Origin of the sequence: Hydrogenophaga borbori, from assembly GCF_003417535.1 — a bacterium.
In the GTDB taxonomy this organism is placed as follows: Bacteria; Pseudomonadota; Gammaproteobacteria; order Burkholderiales; family Burkholderiaceae_C; genus Hydrogenophaga; species Hydrogenophaga borbori.
The window spans coordinates 226,898-244,788 of the sequence record NZ_QVLS01000005.1 but is presented as its reverse complement, the minus strand read 5'-3'; the positions used below and the strand labels follow the sequence as shown (position 1 = coordinate 244,788).

The following is a 17,891-nucleotide window of genomic DNA, read 5'->3' as shown; positions in this document are numbered from 1 at the left end:
GCCCCCCGCACCATGTTCGACGGTCTGCTCCTGTTCGGCCAATCCATCGCCAACTTCTCCTCGCCCTCGACGGTCGGCCTGGCCCTGCTGGCCTCGCTGGTGGGCGTGGTGATGGGCGCCCTGCCCGGCCTCACGGCCACCATGGCGCTGGCGCTCATGACCACGCTCACGCTCAAGCTGCCGCCCTCGCAGGCGCTGCTGATCCTGATCTGCACCTACGTGGGCTCCATCTACGGCGGCTCGCGTTCGGCCATCCTGCTCAACATCCCGGGCACGCCGGCCTCGGCCGCGTCCTGCCTGGACGGCTACACCCTGGCCCGCCAGGGCCTGGCCGGCCGCGCCATGGGCATCGCCACCACCGGCTCGGTGATGGGCACGCTGATCGGCATGTTCTTCCTCGCCACGCTCACGCCGGTGCTGGGCGGACTGGCGCTGAAGTTCGGCGCCTACGAATTCTTCTGGCTCGCGCTGTTCGGCGTCATCATCGCCGGCACGCTCACCGGCGACGACCCGCTCAAGGGCTGGATCGCCGGCATCGCCGGCCTGTTCGTGGCCACCATCGGGCAAGAGCCGCAGTACGGCTACGAGCGCTTCGCCTGGGGCCTGCGCGACCTGGCCGGCGGCATCCAGCTGGTGCCCGCCCTGGTCGGCGCCTTCGGCTTCGCCGAGCTGCTCACCAGCATGCGCGCGCGCCAGGCGCCGGTGACCATCAGCGCCTTCGACACCGTCATCCCCAAGCTGCGCGACGTCTTCCAGTACTGGCGCACCATCCTGCGCTCGGGCCTCATCGGCACCGGCGTGGGCATCGTGCCGGGCGTGGGCGAGGACGTGGCGGCCTGGTCGTCCTACGCCGCCGCCAAGCGCGCCAGCCAGGAAAAAGAGAAGTTCGGCAAGGGCTCGGTGGAAGGCCTCATGGCCGCGGAGACCGGCGACAACGCCTGCGTGCCGGGCGCGATGATCCCGGTGCTCACGCTGGCCATTCCGGGCTCGGCGCCGGCGGCCGTGCTGATGGCCGCGATGATCATCCACGGCGTCAAGCCGGGACCGATGATCATGGTGGAGAGCCCGCAGTTCGTGTACGACGTGGTGGCCATGATGCTGTTCGCCACCATCGGCATCCTGATCTACGGCCTGGTGCTCACCAAGGCCCTGGTGCAGGTGCTGCGCGTGCCCCAGCACCTGATCGTGCCCATCATCTTCGTGCTCTGCGCGGTCGGCAGCTTCGCCATCGCGGGCCGGCTGTTCGACATCTACGTGATGCTGGCCTTCGGCCTGATCGGCTTCGCCCTGCGCCACCATGGCTACCCCATGGCGCCGCTGGTGCTGGGCATCGTGCTGGGCGACCTGCTGGAGAAGAACCTGCGCCGCGCGCTGATCCTCTCCGACGGCGACCTCACGCCCTTTTTCACCCGGCCCATCGCCGCCGCCGTGGCGGCGCTGATCTTCGCCACCATCGCCTGGCGGGTGTGGTCCTTGGTCCGCCCCTCCCGCGCGGGGCGCGCGCCGGCATGAAGCTCTCGCTGTGCAACGAGGTGCTGCTCCCGCTGCCGCTGGCCGCGCAGTGCGAGGCCGCCGCGCGCTGGGGCTACGCGGCGCTGGAACTCGCGCCCTTCACCCTGGCCGACGACCCCTCCACGCTGCGCGCCGCCGATGCGCGCCGCTGGCGCGACACGGCGCAACAACAGGGCCTGGCCATCAGCAGCCTGCACTGGCTGCTGGTGCGGCCCGAGGGCCTGTCGCTGGTGAGCGATGACGCCGCGCAGCGCCGGCGCACGCTGGACCTGCTGCGCCAGCTGATCGACCTGGCCGCCGCCTGCGGCGCGCGCGTGCTGGTGCACGGCTCGCCGCGCCAGCGCTCGCCCGGCCCGGGGCAGAGCGTGGCCGACGCGCTCGCGCGCTTCGAGGCCGCGCTGGCCGAGCTCGCGCCGCACGCCGCCGCGGCCGGTGTCACCTACTGCGTGGAGCCCCTGGGCCGCTTTGAGACACCGGTGATCAATACCGTGGCGGAGGCCGCCGACCTGGTCGACCGCGTCGGCTCGCCCGCGCTGCGCACCATGCTCGACGTGAGCGCGGCCTCGCACAGCGAGAGCGAGCCTGTGCACGAGGTGCTGCGCCGCTTCCTGGCCAGCGGGCACATCGCGCACGTGCAGCTCAATGACCACAACCGGCGCGGCCCCGGCCAGGGCGACACCGACCAGCGCCCCGTGCTGCAGGTGCTCAAGGACAGCGCCTACGCCGGCTGGGTGGCGGTGGAACCCTTCGACTGCGTCCCCGACGGCCCGGGCTGCGCCGAGGCCAGCGCGCGGCACGTGCACCAACTCTGGAAAGGCCTGACATGAGCGGCGTGAACCTTCGCCTGCACGCCATCGATCTGTACGAGCGCCACGTCACGCTGCGCCTGCCCTTTCGCTTCGGCGCGGCCACCGTCACGCAATGCCCGCAGGCCTTCGTGCGCGTGCACGCCGAGGCCCAGGGCCGCCGCGTGGAGGGCGCCGGCGCCGAGCTGATGGTGCCCAAGTGGTTCGACAAGTCGCCCGCGCTCACGCACGAACAGAACTTCGAGCAGCTGCGCGAGTCGCTGCGCAACGCGCGCGAGGCGCTGCTGGCCCAGCGCGATCCACTCACGCCCTTCGCGCACTCGCAGTCGGGTGGCGAATCGGCCATCGCCGTGTCGGTGGCGCGCGGCCTGCCGCGCCTGGCCGCGCAGTTCGGCGCCGCGCTGCTGGACAAGGCCGTGGCCGACGCGGCCCTGCGCGCGGCCGGCCTCTCGTGGGTGGACGGCCTGCGCGCCGGCGCGCTGGGCGATCCCTGGAGCGCGGGCCTCACGATCGCCCACCCCGACGCGGTGGTGCTGCGCCACACCGTGGGCCTGGCCGACCGCCTCAACGACGACGACCCCGGCAGCGACCCCGGCGATGGGCTGCCCGCCACATTGGAAGCCGCCATCCGCCGCCAGGGCCTGCACCACTTCAAGCTCAAGCTCAGCGGACGCGTCGAGGCCGACGTGGACCGCCTCTCGCGCATCGCCGCCGTGCTGCGCGCGCACGCGCCCGAGCACCGCGTCACGCTGGACGGCAACGAAACCTTCGCCGACGCCGCCAGCCTGGGCGCCTACTGGCAGGCGCTGCGCGCCACGCCCGCGCTGGCCGAACTGCTGCGGCGCACCCTGCTGCTGGAGCAGCCGCTGGCGCGCGCCGTGGCGCTGCGAGAACCCATCGCGCCGCTGGGCATCGACGTCCCCGTGATCCTCGACGAGTCCGACGACCACGCCCACGCGCTCGACGAGGGCCTGGCCCTGGGCTACCGCGGCATTTCGAGCAAGGCCTGCAAAGGCATCTACCGCTCGCTGCGCAACGCGCGGCGCATCGCGCAGGACCCGCGCCTGCTGCTGTCGGGCGAGGACCTCACCTGCCAGGCCGGCCTGGCGGTGCAGCAGGACACGCTGCTCGCCGCCAGCCTGGGTGTGCGCCACATCGAACGCAACGGCCACCACTACGTGGACGGCTTCGGCAGCGCGCCCGCCGAGGAGGCCCAGGCTTTCGCCAGCGCCCACGCGGGCTTCTACGACAACGGCGGCGGCCGGCCGCGCCTGGCCGTGCGCGAGGGCCGGCTGGACCTGCGCTCGCTGCACACACCGGGCTTCGCCAGCGCGGCGGCGCCGCTGTGGCACAGCCTGAAGGCCATCGACTGACTTTCCCCATCCCCCAAGGAGACCCATGAAATCCCTCTTCGCCGCGGCCCTGGCCGTGTCCTCCCTGGCCCTGGGTCTGCCCGCCGCCGCGCAGGGCGGCTACCCGAACAAGGCGATCCGCGTGATCGTGCCGTTCGCGGCCGGCAGCACCACGGACATCATCGCCCGCGCCATCACCGACAAGATGAGCCAGAGCATGGGCCAGCCGGTGATCGTGGACAACCGCGGCGGCGCCAGCGGCACCATCGGCCAGGCCGCGGTGGCCACGGCCGCGCCCGATGGCTACACCATCATGATCCACTCGTCCTCGCACACGGTGAGCCCCTCCACCTTCGCGAAACTCTCCTTCGACACCGCGAACGACTTCGCCGGGGTCACACCGATCTCCTCCACACCCAACGTGCTGGTGATCGCGCCCAGCAAGAACCTCAAGACCCTGCCCCAGCTCGTGGCCCACGCCAAGGCCCACCCCGGCAAGATGAACTTCGCCTCGGCCGGCCAGGGCAGCGCCACGCACCTGAACGCCGAGAAGTTCAAGATGGCCGCGCAGATCGACGCGGTGAACATCCCGTTCAAAGGCTCGGCCGAGGCCGTGACCGAGGTCATCGCGGGCCGCGTGGACTACTACTTCTCGCCCATCGCGCCCGTCATCGGCCAGATCAAGGACGGCCAGTTGCTCGCCCTGGCCGTGGGCTCGCCGCGCCGCGCCAGCGCCCTGCCCGAGGTGCCCACCACCGCCGAGGCCGGCGTGCCCGGCTCCGAGTTCAACTTCTGGATCGGGATGATGGCGCCGGCCAAGACGCCGCGCGACATCGTCAACCGCCTGCACGACGAGGTGGTGAAGGCCCTGGCCACGCCCGAGGTGAAGGAGCGCTTCCTCAAGCTCGGCGCCGACGCCTGGACGCTCAAGCCCGAGCAGTTCGACGCTTACATCAAGGACGAGATCAAGGCCAACGCGGCCCTGGTCAAGGCCGCCGGCCTGCAGGTCGGCAACTGAATCCCCCGCACGACGACAGCACCAGCAAGGACCTTCACATGGCAGTCAAGACACTCGGCCTCATCATGCACGGCGTGACCGGGCGCATGGGCATGAACCAACACCTCATCCGCTCGATCTGCGCCATCCGCGCCCAGGGCGGCGTCGTCCTGAGCAACGGCGAGCGCGTGATGCCCGACCCCATCCTCATCGGCCGCAACGCCGAGAAGATCGAGGCCCTGGCCAAGGCGCACGGCATCGCGCGCTGGGGCACCGACCTCGACGCCGCACTGGCCAACCCGGCCGACACGGTGTTCTTCGACGCCGGCACCACCCAGATGCGCCCCACACTGCTGGCCAAGGCCATCCGTGCGGGCAAGCACGTCTACTGCGAGAAACCCATCGCCACCAACCTGAACGAGGCGGTGGAGATCGCGCGCCTGGCGCAGGAGGCCAGCCAGAAGCGGGGCCTCAAGCACGGCGCCGTGCAGGACAAGCTCTTCCTGCCCGGCCTGCGCAAGCTCGACATGCTGCGCCGCGCCGGCTTCTTCGGCCGCATGCTCAGCGTGCGCCTGGAGTTCGGCTACTGGGTGTTCGAGGGCGACCTGCAGCCCATCCAGCGCCCGAGCTGGAACTACCGCAAGGAAGACGGCGGCGGCATGATCCTCGACATGATGTGCCACTGGCGCTACGTGCTGGACAACCTGTTCGGCGAGGTGAAGGCGGTGTCCTGCATCGGCACCACGCACATCCCCCAGCGCTGGGACGAGGCCGGCCAGCCCTACGAGTGCACCGCCGACGACGCGGCCTACGCCACCGCCGAACTCACCGGCCACAACGGCGAGCCCGTGATCGCGCAGCTCAACATGAGCTGGGCCACGCGCGTCAACCGCGACGACCTGGTGACCTTCCACGTCGATGGCACCCACGGGTCCGCCGTCGCCACGCTGACCGGCTGCAAGGCGCAGAGCCGCGTGAACACGCCGCGCCCGGTGTGGAACCCGGACGTCAAGCAGACCATGAACTTCGCCGAGCAGTGGCAGGACGTGCCCGACACCCAGGTCTACGACAACGGCTTCAAGATCCAGTGGGAGCACTTCATCCGCCACGTGGTGGAGGACGCGCCCTACCAATGGACCCTGCCCGAAGGCGCCAAGGGCGTGCAACTGGTGGAGGCCGCGCTGGCGAGCTGGAGCGAGCGCCGCTGGATCGACGTGCCGGCACTGAAGGTCTGACATGGCGATCTCCCTGCCACTGCCCACCGCCTCGGGCGCGATCGAGGCCTACACCCTGCGCGGCAGCGCGCCGGTGAAGCCCGCGCCGAGCCTGACATTCAACCGCATCGCCTACTCGGCCGCGCATGTGGTGGCCGACCCACGCGCGGCCATCGACCCCTGGCTGCAATGCGCCATCGACTGGGACGCCACCATCGCCTACCGCCAGCGCCTGTGGTCGCTGGGCCTGGGCGTGGCCGAGGCCATGGACACTGCGCAGCGCGGCATGGGCCTGGACTGGCCGACCTCGCTGGAGCTCATCCGCCGCTCGCTCGACGCCGCCAAGGACCACCCCGGCGCGCTGGTGGCCTCGGGCTGCGGCACCGACCACCTGGTGCTGGAGAACGTGAAGACGGTCGACGAGGTCATCGCCGGCTACGAGGAGCAGATGGCCGCGATCGAGAAGCTCGGCGGCCGCCTCATCGTGATGGCCAGCCGCGCGCTGGCGCGCGTGGCCAAGGGACCGGCCGACTACGAGCGCGTCTACGGCCGCGTGCTGAGCCAGGCGCGCCAGCCCGTGGTGCTGCACTGGCTGGGCGACATGTTCGACCCCGCGCTCAGCGGCTACTGGGGCACCAGGGACCTGGACGCCGCGATGGACACGGCGCTCGGCATCATCGCCGCGCACGCCGGCAAGGTGGACGGCATCAAGATCTCGCTGCTCGACAAGGACAAGGAGATCGCCATGCGCCGCCGCCTGCCGGCCGGCGTGCGCATGTACACGGGCGACGACTTCAACTACGCCGAACTCATCGCGGGCGACGGCTGGGGCAGCGAGCCCACCCACGGCAAGAGCGACGCGCTGCTGGGCATCTTCGACGCCATCGCGCCCGCCGCCAGCGCCGCGCTGGGCGAGCTGGCGCGGGGCAACACCCGCCAGTTCCACGACATCCTCGGCCCCACGGTGCCGCTGTCGCGCCACATCTTCGCGGCGCCCACGCGCTTCTACAAAACGGGCGTGGTCTTCATGGCCTGGCTCAACGGCCACCAGAGCCACTTCAGCATGGTGGGTGGCCAGCAGAGCACGCGCTCGCTGCCGCACCTGGCCGAGCTGTTCCGCCTGGCCGACGCGGCCAACCTGCTCGAACAGCCCGAGCTGGCGGCGCGGCGCATGAAGACGCTGCTGGCCTTGCACGGGATCGAGTGATGCGCGACTTCTCCACCGACCACCGCTGGCTGTCCATCAACACCGCGACGGTGCGCAAGAGCCAGGGCCAGGACCTGCCGCTGCCGCAGATCCTGGACGCCGTGGCGCGCCACGGCATCCCCGCCATCTCGCCGTGGCGCGACCAGGTCGCGGCCGCCGGCCTGAAGGCCGTCTCCGCGCAGGTGAAGGCCCTGGGCCTGAAGCTCTCGGGCTATTGCCGGGGCGGCATGTTCCCCGCCGTGGACCCGGCCGGCCTGGCCGCCGCGCGCGACGACAACCGGCGCGCCGTGGACGAGGCCTGCGAGCTCGGCGCGCCCTGCCTGGTGCTGGTGGTGGGCGCACTGCCCGGCGCCCTGGCGGGCAAAGCCGCGCACAAGGACATCGCGCGCTCGCGCCAGCAGGTGAGCGAGGGCATCGCCGAGCTGCTTCACTACGCCAAGGGCCAGGGCATGCCGCTGGCCATCGAGCCCCTGCACCCCATGTACGCGGCCGACCGCGCCTGCATCAACACCCTGGAGCAGGCCCTGGACGTGTGCGACACGCTCGACCCCGGGCGCAGCGGTGCGCTCGGCGTGGCGGTGGACGTGTACCACGTGTGGTGGGACCCCAAGCTGCAGGCGCAGATCGAACGCGCGGGCCGCGAGCGCCTGCTGGCTTTCCATGTGTGCGACTGGCTCACGCCCACCACCGACCTGTTGAACGACCGCGGGATGATGGGCGACGGCGTGATCGACATCCCGCGCATCCGCGGCTGGGTGGAGGACCAGGGCTTCGGTGGCTTCAGCGAGGTGGAAATTTTCTCCACCGGCCACTGGTGGCAGCGCGGGCACGACGAGGTGCTGCAAACCTGCATCGCCCGGCACCGCAGCGTGGTCTGAGTCACAGGCGCGGTGTGACCTGGGTCACTTCCCGCCGGCTGGCGCCTGCCCGACACTGGCCGGATCGCCGCCCGCGCGGCCCCGCCCCGCACGAAGGAACCCCATGCCGCCCGCCCCGTTCACGCGTTTGTCCCTGTATGGCCTGCTGGCCCTCGCCCCCGTGGTCGCCGGCGCGCAAAGCGTGCGCAAGCTGAGCGACGGTGAACTGAGTTGCGCGCAGATCTACGCGGAGAGCCAGGCACTGGAGCAAGCCGGCGAGGCGCAGCGGGCCGATGCCCAGCAGGCGCAGCAGGCGATGGCGGACATCCAGCAGCAGATGATGCAGCAGGCCAGCGGCGCGCGCGGCGGCATGGGCTCGGCCATCGGCGGCGGGCTGCTCGGTCTGATCCCGGGCGGCGCGCAGGTGCAGGGCTATGCCATGCAAGCCGCGGCCGAGGCGCGCCGGGCGGACATGCAGGACAGCGTCGACAAGATGATGCAGGCCACCACGCGGCAGATGAACGCGGAGCAGGCCCTGGAGCGCACGCAGGCGCGCAGCGAACACCTGGCCGACCTGTTCCTGAAGAAGGACTGCAAGCTGTCCCAGGTGAAGGCCGGCACCGACCGGCCTCAGTGACGGCGGATCAGCGGCACTGTCCGTCCCAGGTGCTCTTCATGTTGGCGATCACGTCGGGGCGCACGCCCAGCCAGGTCTCCGCCTTCATGCCCGTGGCCTTGGCCTCGCACTGAAGCCGCGCCGGCGCGGGGGGCGTGGCCGGCATCAGGCGGATCAGGCCGGAGAGGGCGCCGCAGTACTGTTGGAGGTTCTTCGCCTGCAAGGCCTTGTCGCGCTGGGCGCGCAAGGTGTCGTACTCGGCGCACTGCGGGTCGGGCGCGGCCAGGGCGGTGGTGGCAAGAAGGGACAGGACGAGACCGAGCAGCGAAGGGGACATGGGAGCGGGCCCGAGCGGGGGCGTTGTGTGGACGGCCGCGAGTATCCCGGGCGCCGGTTCCCGGCGTAAGTGACCCCGGTCACATCGCCGGCGGGGCCACCGCAGCGCCCGCCAGCGCGTCCATCAGCTGCTGCGCCCGCACGGGCTTGTGCAGGTAGGGCACGCCGCTGGCCTTGATGTCGGCGATGCGCTGGGGCGCGGTTTCGCCGGTGACCAGCAGGGTGCGCAGGTGCGGCGACGCGCGGCGCAGTGCGAGCAGGTGCTCGAGGCCATTGCCATCGCCCGGCAGGCGGAAGTCGGACACCACGGCCTCGATCGGGTGCCGATCCAGCAGCTGCCGCGCCTGCCCCAGGTCGCCGGCGGGGTACACGGTGCAACCGCAGGACGAGAGCAGCAAGGCCAGGGCCTCGCGGCCGACCGGCTCGTCGTCGATGACCAGCACATGGCGCGGCAGCGGCTGTTCGGCCGGCGCCCGCCCGGTGTCCGCCGCCCGGGGCGCGTCGAGCGCGGCGGCCCGCCGCACCCAGACCCGACAGCGCGTGCCCCGCTGCGGCGCGGACACCAGCGCGATGGGGTGCTCCAGCAGGCCGGACAGCCGCTTGACGATGGACAGGCCGATGCCCAGGCCATGGGCGCGGTCGCGCTGCGGGTTGGCGAGTTGGTAGAACTCGTCGAACACCCGCTGCTGGTGTTCGGCGGCGATGCCGATCCCGGTGTCGATCACCTCGAAGCAGACCCAGCCCTCGCGGGCCGCCGGCGCCCCCGAGCGCGCCGCGACCAGCACGCCGCCGCAGCGCGTGTACTTGATGGCGTTGTCGATCAGGTTGCCGAGCAGGCGGGTGAGCAGCTGCGCGTCGCTCACGACGGCCAGGTCCCCCGGCGCGCGGAAGCGGATCTGCAGGTCGCGCGCCTGGGCGCTGCCCGAGAACGTGTGGCTCAGCGCGAGGAACAGATCGTGCACCCGCAGGGGCTCCAACCGGGGCTGCACCGCCCCCGCGTCCAGCCGCGAGATGTCCAGCATGGTGTCGAGCGACTGGTTCAACACGCGCACCGAGTGGCCCAGCCGCGCGACCGTTCGCGCGCTGTCGGCGTCGAGCCGGGCGCGCTCGAGCACCGAGGTGAACAGCGAGATGGCGTGCAGGGGCTGGCGCAGGTCGTGGCTGGCGGAGGCAAGGAAGCGGCTCTTTTCCCGGTTGGCGTGTTCGACCAGCTCCACCTGTTGCGCCAGGCGGCGCGCGAGGTCTTCCTTCTCGAAGCGAACCGTGAGCGACTGCGCCAGCAGATCGGCCTGCTGGAATGTCCACTTGAGCGTCATCGCCAGAAAAAGCGCCATGCAAAAGGCCAGCACCCAGCCGACCAGGCCACCGTGCCAGAGGCAGGCGGTGACCATGCCAGCGGCGGCCGGGACGCTGAACGCGGCGATGGTCTGGCGGTGCGTGGAGACGATGGCCGAGCCCAGCGAGATCGCGCCGATGATGAACAGGGAGATCAGCAGCAGGCCGTCGACGCTTCGGTGCGCGCTCAGCAGCCAGGGCGCGCAACCCCACATGGCGCCCAGCAGAAAGATGTCGCGCACGCGGCCCCGCAGCACCGCCGACAGCTCGTGGTCCTGCAGCGGGCCCCGGGCCTGCAGCCGCCGCCGCCGCAGGTAGGTGAGCAGCACGGCGGCATAGAACAGACCGAGCCAGACCAGCGGAAGGCTGGAGGCCCACTTCAGGTGGAAAACGATCGCCAGCGGCGTCGCGAAGGGAATGGGCGAGAGGATGCGCACCGGCCCGGTTTTTTCCAGCAGAAGCTCGAGCTGGATGCGCTGCACCGCCAGCGGCGCGGCGAGCGCGGGGGGGAGCTGCCATGGCCAGGCGGTCATGGCGGGCCTCAGGAAAAACGGCCGATCAGCTCGGCCCGGGAACGCACGTTGAACGAGAGAAAGATCGCCGACACGCAGTTCTTCACCGAGCCCAGCGCCAGCCCGGTCTCGGCCGCGATCGCCCGGTTGTCCAGGCCGCTCAGCAGCAGCTCCAGCACCTGGATCTGGCGGTTGTTCAAGGGCACCGACGGCAGCCCCGCGCCACGCGCTGCGCTCGGCCCAGCCGCGCCCGGCGCCGCGGCGCGTTCGATCGTGTCGAGCAAGCCGCTCAGGTCGCCGGTGTCGCCCGTCTTGCAGAAGTACCCCAGGGCGCCGTGGGCCAGCGCCTCCTCGCGCACGCGGGCGTCGTGCGTGCCCGACACGATGGCCACCCCCAGCCGCGGGTAGAGCCGGCCCAGCAGCTTGAGCCCGGACAGGCCACGCGCATCGCCCAGGTTCAAGTCGAGCAGGAGCAGGAACACCTCGTCGGCGCGGCGCTCCAGGAACGACAGGGCCTGCGCCAGGCTGTGCGCCTCCTCGACAGGGAAGCGATCGGCGAAGCGCTGGACGATAACCTGGCGCAGGCCCACGCGCACCAGCTCATGGTCGTCCACCACCAGTAGGGTTCTCGGTTGCTGCTGCTCGGACATCGCGGGATCGGCCTTTCCTCTGTCGCTCGCCTGCCATGGGCCAAGCCTATCAGCGCCCCAGGTGCGGGTGCTTGGCGAACAGTTCCGCCGCCCATTCCACGAAGGCCCGCACCTTGGCGCTGAGGTGCCGGTTGGGCGGGTACACCACGTACACCGGGATCGTTTCGCAGGCCCATTCCTCCAGCACCTGCACCAGCTCACCGCGCTCGATCAGCGGCATGGCGACGAAGCCCCCGGTCTGCCCGATGCCCAGGCCGGCCAGCAGCGCGGCCGTCATGGCGTTGCTCTCGTTGACCGAGAGCCGGTAGCGGCCCGAAATCTCCAGCTTCTGGCCGTCCTTGTGGAATTCGTTCGGGTACATCCGCCCCGTGCGCGTGGAGAAGTAGTTGATCACCGTGTGATCGGTCTGCAGCTGCTCGGGGTGCGTGGGCCTGCCGTGCGCCTTCAGGTAGGCCGGCGAGGCCACCGTCACCAGCGGCAGGTTGGCGATGCGCCGCGCCACCAGCGACTGCTCCAGCAGCTCGCCGCCGCGGATCACGCAGTCCACGTTGTCGGTGATCAGGTCCACCGGGCGGTCGGTCACGCCCATGTCGAGCTGGATGTCGGGGTAGCGGCGATAGAAGTCGGCCAGCGCGGGAATGAGGATGAGCTGCGCCACCGAGGTCCCCACGTCCACGCGCAAGCGCCCGCTGGGCTTGGCCTGGGCATTGGTCATGCTGGCCTCGACGTCGTCGAGGTCGTTGAGCAGGCGCGAGGTCCGCTCGTAATAGGCCGCGCCGTCGGGCGTCACCGTCACGCGCCGCGTGGTGCGGTTGAGCAGCTTGACTTTCAGGCGCGACTCCAGGTGCTGCACCAGCTTGGTCACCGTGCCCTTGGGCAGGTCCAGCGATTCCGCGGCCTTGGTGAAGGTGCCCGCCTCCACCACGCGCGCGAACACGCGTATCGATTGCAACTGGTCCATTCCCCGGCTCCTGTTTGTGCTGTGCGGCGATTGTGGGGGCCGGATTGTTCATGCACCGGAAACAGAGCGGTGGCGCCATCCCGCTTTTTCCGCACGGCCGCTGTGCCTATAGTCGCGGCCATGGATTCCACTGCCTCCACCTTCGCCGCCGCGGCGGCGCAGACGCTGTCGGTGCCGGGCCAGCCGCCGCTCACGCTGCGCGTGCTGGGCCGCAAGCCGCGCGGCGGCGCGCGGCCGCTGGTGCTGCACTTCCACGGCGGCGCGTTCGTCTCGGGCGACCTGGACAGCGGCGCCTGCCTGGCGGAACTGTTGGCCGGCGCGGGCGCGGTGGTGGCCTCGCTGGCCTACCCGCTGGCGCCCGCGCACCGCTTTCCCGAAGCGCTGGAGGCCGGCTACGCCGCGCTGGAGTGGCTGCACAAGCAGCGCCCGCGCCTGGCCGGCAAGGACGCTCCCCTGTTCGTGGCCGGCGAAGAGGCCGGCGGCAACCTCGCGGCCGCCACCGCGCTGATGGCGCGCGACCGCGCCCACCCGCCGCTGGCCGGGCAGATCCTGGTGGCGCCCATGCTGGACCCGTGCAACGCCACCGCCTCGCTGCGCGAGACGCTGGGCGATTGCGTGGAATGCAAGTGGGCCGAAGGCTGGCAACAGTACCTGCGAGGTCCCATGGACGCCGAGCACCCCTACGCCGTGCCCGGTCTGGCCCAGCGCCTGGCGGGTCTGCCGCCCGCGCTGGTGCTCACGGGCGCCGACGACCCCATGCGCGACGAGGCCCTGGCCTACGCCGAGCGCCTGCGCGGCGCCGGCATCGCCGTGCGGGCCCATGTGCTCGGCATCGACACGGGCTGGCCCGACTCGCTGGCCGAGCCACTGACGGCGGAATGTCCCTGCACCCACGAGGCGCGGGAACACCTGCGCGCCTTCTTCCAGGCCGCCACGCCGCCACCACCGTCCTGACGGGCGCCCGCGCCCCTCTCCCCCCGTTCTCCCGACGCCATCCCCGGCCACACGCCGGGGATGGCCTTGCTCACCCTCAAAAAGGATCAGACCATGCCCCGCCCGTCCACCCAACCTTCGTCCCTGGGTCGCATCTGGCTGCCCATCGCCGCGCTGGCCGCCATCTCAGCGGCCGCGTTCGCGATCGCGCAACAGGCCATGACCGCGCAGGCCAGCGCGCCCGCCGATGCGGCACCGCCGCCCCTGCCGGTGTCGGTCGCCACCGTCGCCGAAAGCGACGCCACCCTCTGGGACGAGTTCTCCGGCCGCCTGGAAGCGGTGGAGCGCGTGGAGATCCGCTCGCGCGTGGCGGGCGCCGTGCTGGCCACGCACTTCCGAGAGGGCGCGCTGGTGGCCAAGGGCGCGCTGCTGGTCTCCATCGACCCCGCCCCCTACGAGGCCGAGGTGGCGCGGGCCGAGGCGCAGGCCAGCGCCGCGCAGGCCCGCCTGAGCCACGCCAGCGGCGAGTTCGCGCGCTCGCAGCGGCTCTGGCAGGACAAGGCCATCGCCCAGCGCGAGCTCGACGACCGCCAGAACGCGCTGCGCGAAGCCGAGGCCAACCTGCAGGCCGCGCGCGCCCAGGTACAGGCCGCCCGCCTCAACCTGGGCTACACCCAGGTGCGCGCGCCGGTGGCCGGGCGCATCGGCAAGGTCGACGTGACCGCGGGCAACCTCGTCGCGGCCGGACCGGGCGCGCCGATGCTCACCACGCTGGTGTCGGTCAGCCCGATCTACGCCAGCTTCGACGCCGACGAACAGACCGTGGCGCGCGCGCTGCAGGGCCTGAACCGGGGTGGCGCCAGTGCCCACCGATCGCTCGAACGCATCCCCGTTCGGATGGGCACGGCCGGCGACGCCGACACGCCCTTCACCGGCCGGCTGCAACTCATCGACAACCAGGTCGATCCGCGCAGCGGAACGGTGCGCGTGCGCGCCGTCTTCGACAACGCCGACGGCACGCTCATGCCGGGCCAGTTCGCGCGCATCCGCATGGCGCAGCCGCGCAGCGCGCACCAGCTGCTGGTGAGCGAACGCGCCATCGGCACCGACCAGGACAAGAAGTTCGTGCTGGTGGTGGGCGATGACAACAAGGCCGAGTACCGCGAGGTGGCGTTGGGCGCGTCGGTGGATGGCCTGCGCAGCGTGCTCGGCGGCCTGAAGGCGGGCGAGCGCATCGTCGTCAACGGCCTGCAGCGCGTGCGGCCCGGCGCGCTGGTGCAGCCGCAGCCCGTCCCCATGAACCAGGCGCGCGCCACCCGCGACGCGCAGCAACTCGCGGCCAAGCAGCCCTGAGGCGCCCCGCAGAAACGGCTCCCCATGAACCTCTCCAAATTTTTCATCGACCGGCCGATCTTCGCGGGCGTGCTCTCGCTGCTGATCGTCATCGCCGGCCTGGTCGCCCTGCGCGGGCTGCCGATCTCGGAGTACCCCGAGGTGGTGCCGCCCTCCGTGGTGGTGCGCGCCCAGTACCCGGGTGCCAACCCCAAGGTGATCGCCGAGACCGTGGCAACGCCGCTGGAGGAATCCATCAATGGCGTCGAGGGCATGCTCTACATGGGCAGCCAGGCCACCACCGATGGCGTGATGACGCTGACCGTGACCTTCCAGCTCGGCACCGACCCCGACAAGGCCCAGCAACTGGTGCAGAACCGCGTCTCGCAGGCCGAGCCGCGCCTGCCCGAGGAGGTGCGCCGCCTGGGCGTGACCACCGTCAAGAGCTCGCCCGACATCACCATGGTCGTGCACCTGGTCTCGCCCAACGACCGCTACGACATCAACTACCTGCGCAACTACGCGGTGCTCAACGTGAAGGACCGGCTGGCCCGCATCGAAGGCGTCGGCCAGGTGCAGATCTTCGGCGGCGGCGACTACGCGATGCGCGTCTGGCTCGACCCGCAGAAGGTGGCGCAGCGCGGCCTGTCGGCCGGCGACGTGGTGGCCGCCATCCGCGGCCAGAACGTGCAGGCCGCCGCCGGTGTGGTGGGTGCCTCGCCCGGCTTGCCGGGCGTGGATCTGCAGCTCTCCGTCAACGCGCAGGGCCGCCTGCAGACCGAGCAGGAGTTCGGCGACATCATCGTCAAGACCGGCACCGACGGCGCGGTGACGCGGCTGCGCGACGTGGCCCGCCTGGAGATGGGCGCGGCCGACTACTCGCTGCGCTCCCTGCTGAACAACCAGCCCGCCGTGGGCATGGGCGTGTTCCAGGCCCCGGGCTCCAACGCCCTGGAGATCTCGGCCCAGGTGCGCGCCACCATGGCCGAGTTGCAGCAGCACATGCCCGAGGGCGTGGAATACCGCATCGCCTACGACCCCACGCAGTTCGTGCGCGCCTCCATCGACTCGGTCATCACCACCCTGCTGGAAGCCATCGCACTGGTGGTGCTGGTGGTGATCCTGTTCCTTCAGACCTGGCGCGCCTCCATCATTCCCCTGCTGGCGGTGCCGGTCTCCGTGGTGGGCACCTTCGCGGTGCTGCACCTGTTGGGCCTGTCCATCAACGCGCTGTCCCTGTTCGGCCTGGTGCTGGCCATCGGCATCGTGGTGGACGACGCCATCGTGGTGGTGGAGAACGTGGAGCGCAACATCGAGGCGGGCCTGAGCCCGCGCGAAGCCACCTACCGCGCCATGCGCGAGGTCTCGGGGCCCATCATCGCCATCGCCCTGGTGCTGGTGGCCGTGTTCGTTCCGCTGGCCTTCATCAGCGGTCTCACCGGCCAGTTCTACAAGCAGTTCGCGGTGACCATCGCCATCAGCACGGTGATCTCGGCGATCAACTCGCTCACCCTCTCGCCGGCGCTCGCGGCCCTGCTGCTCAAGGGCCACCACGAACCGAAGGACGCGCTCACGCGCGGCATGGACCGCGCGTTCGGCGGCTTCTTCCGCGCCTTCAACCGCGTGTTCCTCCGCGGCGCCGCGTCCTACAGCGGCGGCGTGCACCGCGCCATCGGGCGCAAGGCGCTGATGATGGCGATCTACCTCGCGCTCGCGGGCCTGACCGTTGGCCTGTTCAAGGCCGTGCCCAGCGGCTTCGTGCCCGCGCAGGACAAGCAGTACCTGATCGGCTTCGCGCAGTTGCCCGACGGCGCCACGCTGGACCGCACCGACGCGGTCATCCAGCGCATGGGCGAGATCACCCGGCAAAACCCCAACGTGGAAGACGCCATCGCCTTCCCGGGCCTGTCCATCAACGGCTTCACCAACAGCTCCAACGCGGGCATCGTGTTCGCCACACTCAAGCCCTTCGCCGAGCGCAGGAACGCCGACCAGAGCGGCGCCGCCGTGGCGGGCCAGTTGAACCAGGCCTATGGCGAGATCCAGGACGCCTTCGTGGTGATGTTCCCGCCGCCACCGGTGGCGGGCCTGGGCACCACCGGCGGTTTCAAGCTGCAACTCGAAGACCAGGCCTCGCTCGGCTACGAGGCCATGGACGCGGCGGTGAAGGCCTTCATGGCCAAGGCCTACCAGACGCCCGAGCTGGCCGGCATGTTCACGAGCTGGCAGGTCAACGTGCCGCAGCTCTACGCCGACATCGACCGCACCAGGGCGCGCCAGCTCGGCGTGCCCGTGACGGAAATCTTCGACACCCTGCAGATCTACCTCGGCAGCCTGTACGTGAACGACTTCAACCGCTTCGGCCGCACCTACAGCGTGCGCGCCCAGGCCGACGCGCCCTACCGCGCGCGCGCCGAAGACATCGGCCTGCTCAAGGTGCGCGCCACCAGCGGCGAGATGATCCCGCTGTCGGCTCTGATGAAGGTCGATGCCAGCTTCGGCCCCGAGCGCGCCATGCGCTACAACGGCTACCTCACGGCCGACATCAACGGTGGCCCGGCGCCTGGCTTCTCGTCTGGCCAGGCACAGGCCGCCATCGAACGCATCGCCGCCGAAACCCTGCCCGCCGGCATCGGCTTCGAATGGACCGAACTCACCTACCAGGAGATCCTGGCGGGCCATTCCGCGCTCTGGGTGTTCCCGCTGGCCATCCTGCTGGTGTTCCTGGTGCTGGCCGCGCAGTACGAGAGCCTGACGCTGCCGCTGTCCATCCTCCTCATCGTGCCCATGGGCCTGCTCGCGGCCATGACAGGGGTGTGGCTGGACGGCGGGGACAACAACGTCTTCACGCAGATCGGTCTGATCGTTCTGGTGGGCCTGTCGGCGAAGAACGCCATCCTGATCGTCGAGTTCGCGCGCGAACTGGAGTTCGCGGGCCGCACGCCGGTGCAGGCCGCCATCGAAGCCAGCCGCCTGCGCCTGCGCCCCATCCTCATGACCTCGCTGGCCTTCGTCATGGGCGTGCTGCCCCTGGTGCTGGCCAGCGGCGCCGGCGCCGAGATGCGCTCGGCCATGGGCGTGGCGGTGTTCGCCGGAATGATCGGCGTGACCGCCTTCGGCCTCTTCCTCACGCCGGTGTTCTACGTGCTGCTGCGCCAGCTGACGGGCAACCGCCCCCTGCGGCAACACGGCGAGACGCCCCACTTCGAGGGCTTTGCCAGCGGCGCCGACGCCCGGCCCCTGCCCGCGGCCCCGGTCACGCATTGAAGGA

15 protein-coding genes are annotated in these 17,891 nt (G+C 71.1%); 11 read left to right on the top strand and 4 right to left on the bottom strand.

Annotated features, from left to right (window positions below; translation table 11 throughout):
* Nucleotides 1–12 precede the first annotated feature (12 nt).
* The 8 genes from DY262_RS10080 (at nucleotide 13) to DY262_RS10045 (ending at nucleotide 8,582) form a co-directional block, all read left to right on the top strand.
* On the top strand, nucleotides 13–1,512 hold the full coding sequence (locus DY262_RS10080; RefSeq protein ID WP_116958740.1) for a tripartite tricarboxylate transporter permease: 1,500 nt from the start codon (nucleotides 13–15) through the stop codon (nucleotides 1,510–1,512).
* Nucleotides 1,509–2,339 carry a sugar phosphate isomerase/epimerase family protein gene (locus DY262_RS10075; RefSeq protein WP_116958830.1) on the top strand — a complete coding sequence of 277 codons (831 nt, stop codon included), beginning with the start codon at nucleotides 1,509–1,511 and terminating at the stop codon, nucleotides 2,337–2,339. The genes DY262_RS10080 and DY262_RS10075 overlap by 4 nt, the downstream gene beginning before the upstream one ends.
* Nucleotides 2,336–3,691, top strand: a complete 1,356-nt coding sequence (locus tag DY262_RS10070; protein ID WP_116958739.1) for an enolase C-terminal domain-like protein — start codon at nucleotides 2,336–2,338, stop codon at nucleotides 3,689–3,691. The genes DY262_RS10075 and DY262_RS10070 overlap by 4 nt, the downstream gene beginning before the upstream one ends.
* A 25-nt stretch (nucleotides 3,692–3,716) precedes the next feature.
* Nucleotides 3,717–4,688, top strand: a complete 972-nt coding sequence (locus DY262_RS10065) for a tripartite tricarboxylate transporter substrate binding protein (protein ID WP_116958738.1) — start codon at nucleotides 3,717–3,719, stop codon at nucleotides 4,686–4,688.
* Nucleotides 4,689–4,726: 38 nt separating this feature from the next.
* On the top strand, nucleotides 4,727–5,902 hold the full coding sequence (locus tag DY262_RS10060; RefSeq protein WP_116958737.1) for a Gfo/Idh/MocA family protein: 1,176 nt from the start codon (nucleotides 4,727–4,729) through the stop codon (nucleotides 5,900–5,902).
* A gap of 1 nt (nucleotide 5,903) precedes the next feature.
* Nucleotides 5,904–7,088 carry a dihydrodipicolinate synthase family protein gene (locus DY262_RS10055; RefSeq protein WP_116958736.1) on the top strand — a complete coding sequence of 395 codons (1,185 nt, stop codon included), beginning with the start codon at nucleotides 5,904–5,906 and terminating at the stop codon, nucleotides 7,086–7,088.
* Nucleotides 7,088–7,966, top strand: a complete 879-nt coding sequence (locus DY262_RS10050) for a sugar phosphate isomerase/epimerase family protein (protein ID WP_116958735.1) — start codon at nucleotides 7,088–7,090, stop codon at nucleotides 7,964–7,966. The genes DY262_RS10055 and DY262_RS10050 overlap by 1 nt, the downstream gene beginning before the upstream one ends.
* 103 nt (nucleotides 7,967–8,069) lie before the next feature.
* Entirely contained in the window at nucleotides 8,070–8,582 is a 513-nt protein-coding gene (locus DY262_RS10045; RefSeq protein ID WP_116958734.1) for a hypothetical protein, read from the top strand.
* Between the two features lie 7 nt (nucleotides 8,583–8,589).
* Here DY262_RS10045 and DY262_RS10040 read toward each other — a convergent pair whose 3' ends face one another.
* The 4 genes from DY262_RS10040 to DY262_RS10025 all read right to left on the bottom strand — a co-directional run bounded on the left by DY262_RS10040 (nucleotide 8,590) and on the right by DY262_RS10025 (nucleotide 12,355).
* The gene (locus DY262_RS10040) at nucleotides 8,590–8,898 is read right to left on the bottom strand and encodes a hypothetical protein (RefSeq protein ID WP_116958733.1); all 309 of its coding nucleotides are present in this window, start codon (nucleotides 8,896–8,898) and stop codon (nucleotides 8,590–8,592) included.
* 79 nt (nucleotides 8,899–8,977) lie between these two features.
* Complete coding sequence (locus tag DY262_RS10035; protein WP_116958732.1) at nucleotides 8,978–10,765, bottom strand: ATP-binding response regulator; 1,788 nt, start codon at nucleotides 10,763–10,765, stop codon at nucleotides 8,978–8,980.
* Nucleotides 10,766–10,773: 8 nt separating this feature from the next.
* Nucleotides 10,774–11,394 carry a response regulator transcription factor gene (locus DY262_RS10030; RefSeq protein ID WP_116958731.1) on the bottom strand — a complete coding sequence of 207 codons (621 nt, stop codon included), beginning with the start codon at nucleotides 11,392–11,394 and terminating at the stop codon, nucleotides 10,774–10,776.
* A gap of 49 nt (nucleotides 11,395–11,443) precedes the next feature.
* Nucleotides 11,444–12,355: a LysR family transcriptional regulator gene (locus DY262_RS10025; protein ID WP_116958730.1), complete on the bottom strand. Its 912-nt coding sequence runs from the start codon at nucleotides 12,353–12,355 to the stop codon at nucleotides 11,444–11,446.
* A gap of 120 nt (nucleotides 12,356–12,475) precedes the next feature.
* Between DY262_RS10025 and DY262_RS10020 the strand changes: the two genes are divergently transcribed.
* The 3 genes from DY262_RS10020 to DY262_RS10010 all read left to right on the top strand — a co-directional run bounded on the left by DY262_RS10020 (nucleotide 12,476) and on the right by DY262_RS10010 (nucleotide 17,887).
* Nucleotides 12,476–13,309, top strand: coding sequence for an alpha/beta hydrolase (locus tag DY262_RS10020; RefSeq protein WP_116958729.1), 834 nt, complete (start codon nucleotides 12,476–12,478; stop codon nucleotides 13,307–13,309).
* A 93-nt stretch (nucleotides 13,310–13,402) separates the two neighbouring features.
* Entirely contained in the window at nucleotides 13,403–14,641 is a 1,239-nt protein-coding gene (locus tag DY262_RS10015) for an efflux RND transporter periplasmic adaptor subunit (protein ID WP_116958829.1), read from the top strand.
* A gap of 24 nt (nucleotides 14,642–14,665) precedes the next feature.
* A complete protein-coding gene (locus DY262_RS10010) occupies nucleotides 14,666–17,887 on the top strand; it encodes an efflux RND transporter permease subunit (protein WP_116958728.1) in 3,222 nt (1,073 codons plus the stop codon).
* Nucleotides 17,888–17,891: the final 4 nt, after the last annotated feature.

Excerpts from the sequence above, each read along its gene's own strand:
- DY262_RS10080 (WP_116958740.1), top strand. The coding sequence starts at position 13 with ATGTTCGACGGTCTGCTCCTGTTCGGCCAATCCATCGCCAACTTCTCC.
- DY262_RS10075 (WP_116958830.1), top strand. The coding sequence starts at position 1,509 with ATGAAGCTCTCGCTGTGCAACGAGGTGCTGCTCCCGCTGCCGCTGGCC.
- DY262_RS10070 (WP_116958739.1), top strand. The coding sequence starts at position 2,336 with ATGAGCGGCGTGAACCTTCGCCTGCACGCCATCGATCTGTACGAGCGC.
- DY262_RS10065 (WP_116958738.1), top strand. The coding sequence starts at position 3,717 with ATGAAATCCCTCTTCGCCGCGGCCCTGGCCGTGTCCTCCCTGGCCCTG.
- DY262_RS10060 (WP_116958737.1), top strand. The coding sequence starts at position 4,727 with ATGGCAGTCAAGACACTCGGCCTCATCATGCACGGCGTGACCGGGCGC.
- DY262_RS10055 (WP_116958736.1), top strand. The coding sequence starts at position 5,904 with ATGGCGATCTCCCTGCCACTGCCCACCGCCTCGGGCGCGATCGAGGCC.
- DY262_RS10050 (WP_116958735.1), top strand. The coding sequence starts at position 7,088 with ATGCGCGACTTCTCCACCGACCACCGCTGGCTGTCCATCAACACCGCG.
- DY262_RS10045 (WP_116958734.1), top strand. The coding sequence starts at position 8,070 with ATGCCGCCCGCCCCGTTCACGCGTTTGTCCCTGTATGGCCTGCTGGCC.
- DY262_RS10040 (WP_116958733.1), bottom strand. The coding sequence starts at position 8,898 with ATGTCCCCTTCGCTGCTCGGTCTCGTCCTGTCCCTTCTTGCCACCACC.
- DY262_RS10035 (WP_116958732.1), bottom strand. The coding sequence starts at position 10,765 with ATGACCGCCTGGCCATGGCAGCTCCCCCCCGCGCTCGCCGCGCCGCTG.
- DY262_RS10030 (WP_116958731.1), bottom strand. The coding sequence starts at position 11,394 with ATGTCCGAGCAGCAGCAACCGAGAACCCTACTGGTGGTGGACGACCAT.
- DY262_RS10025 (WP_116958730.1), bottom strand. The coding sequence starts at position 12,355 with ATGGACCAGTTGCAATCGATACGCGTGTTCGCGCGCGTGGTGGAGGCG.
- DY262_RS10020 (WP_116958729.1), top strand. The coding sequence starts at position 12,476 with ATGGATTCCACTGCCTCCACCTTCGCCGCCGCGGCGGCGCAGACGCTG.
- DY262_RS10015 (WP_116958829.1), top strand. The coding sequence starts at position 13,403 with ATGCCCCGCCCGTCCACCCAACCTTCGTCCCTGGGTCGCATCTGGCTG.
- DY262_RS10010 (WP_116958728.1), top strand. The coding sequence starts at position 14,666 with ATGAACCTCTCCAAATTTTTCATCGACCGGCCGATCTTCGCGGGCGTG.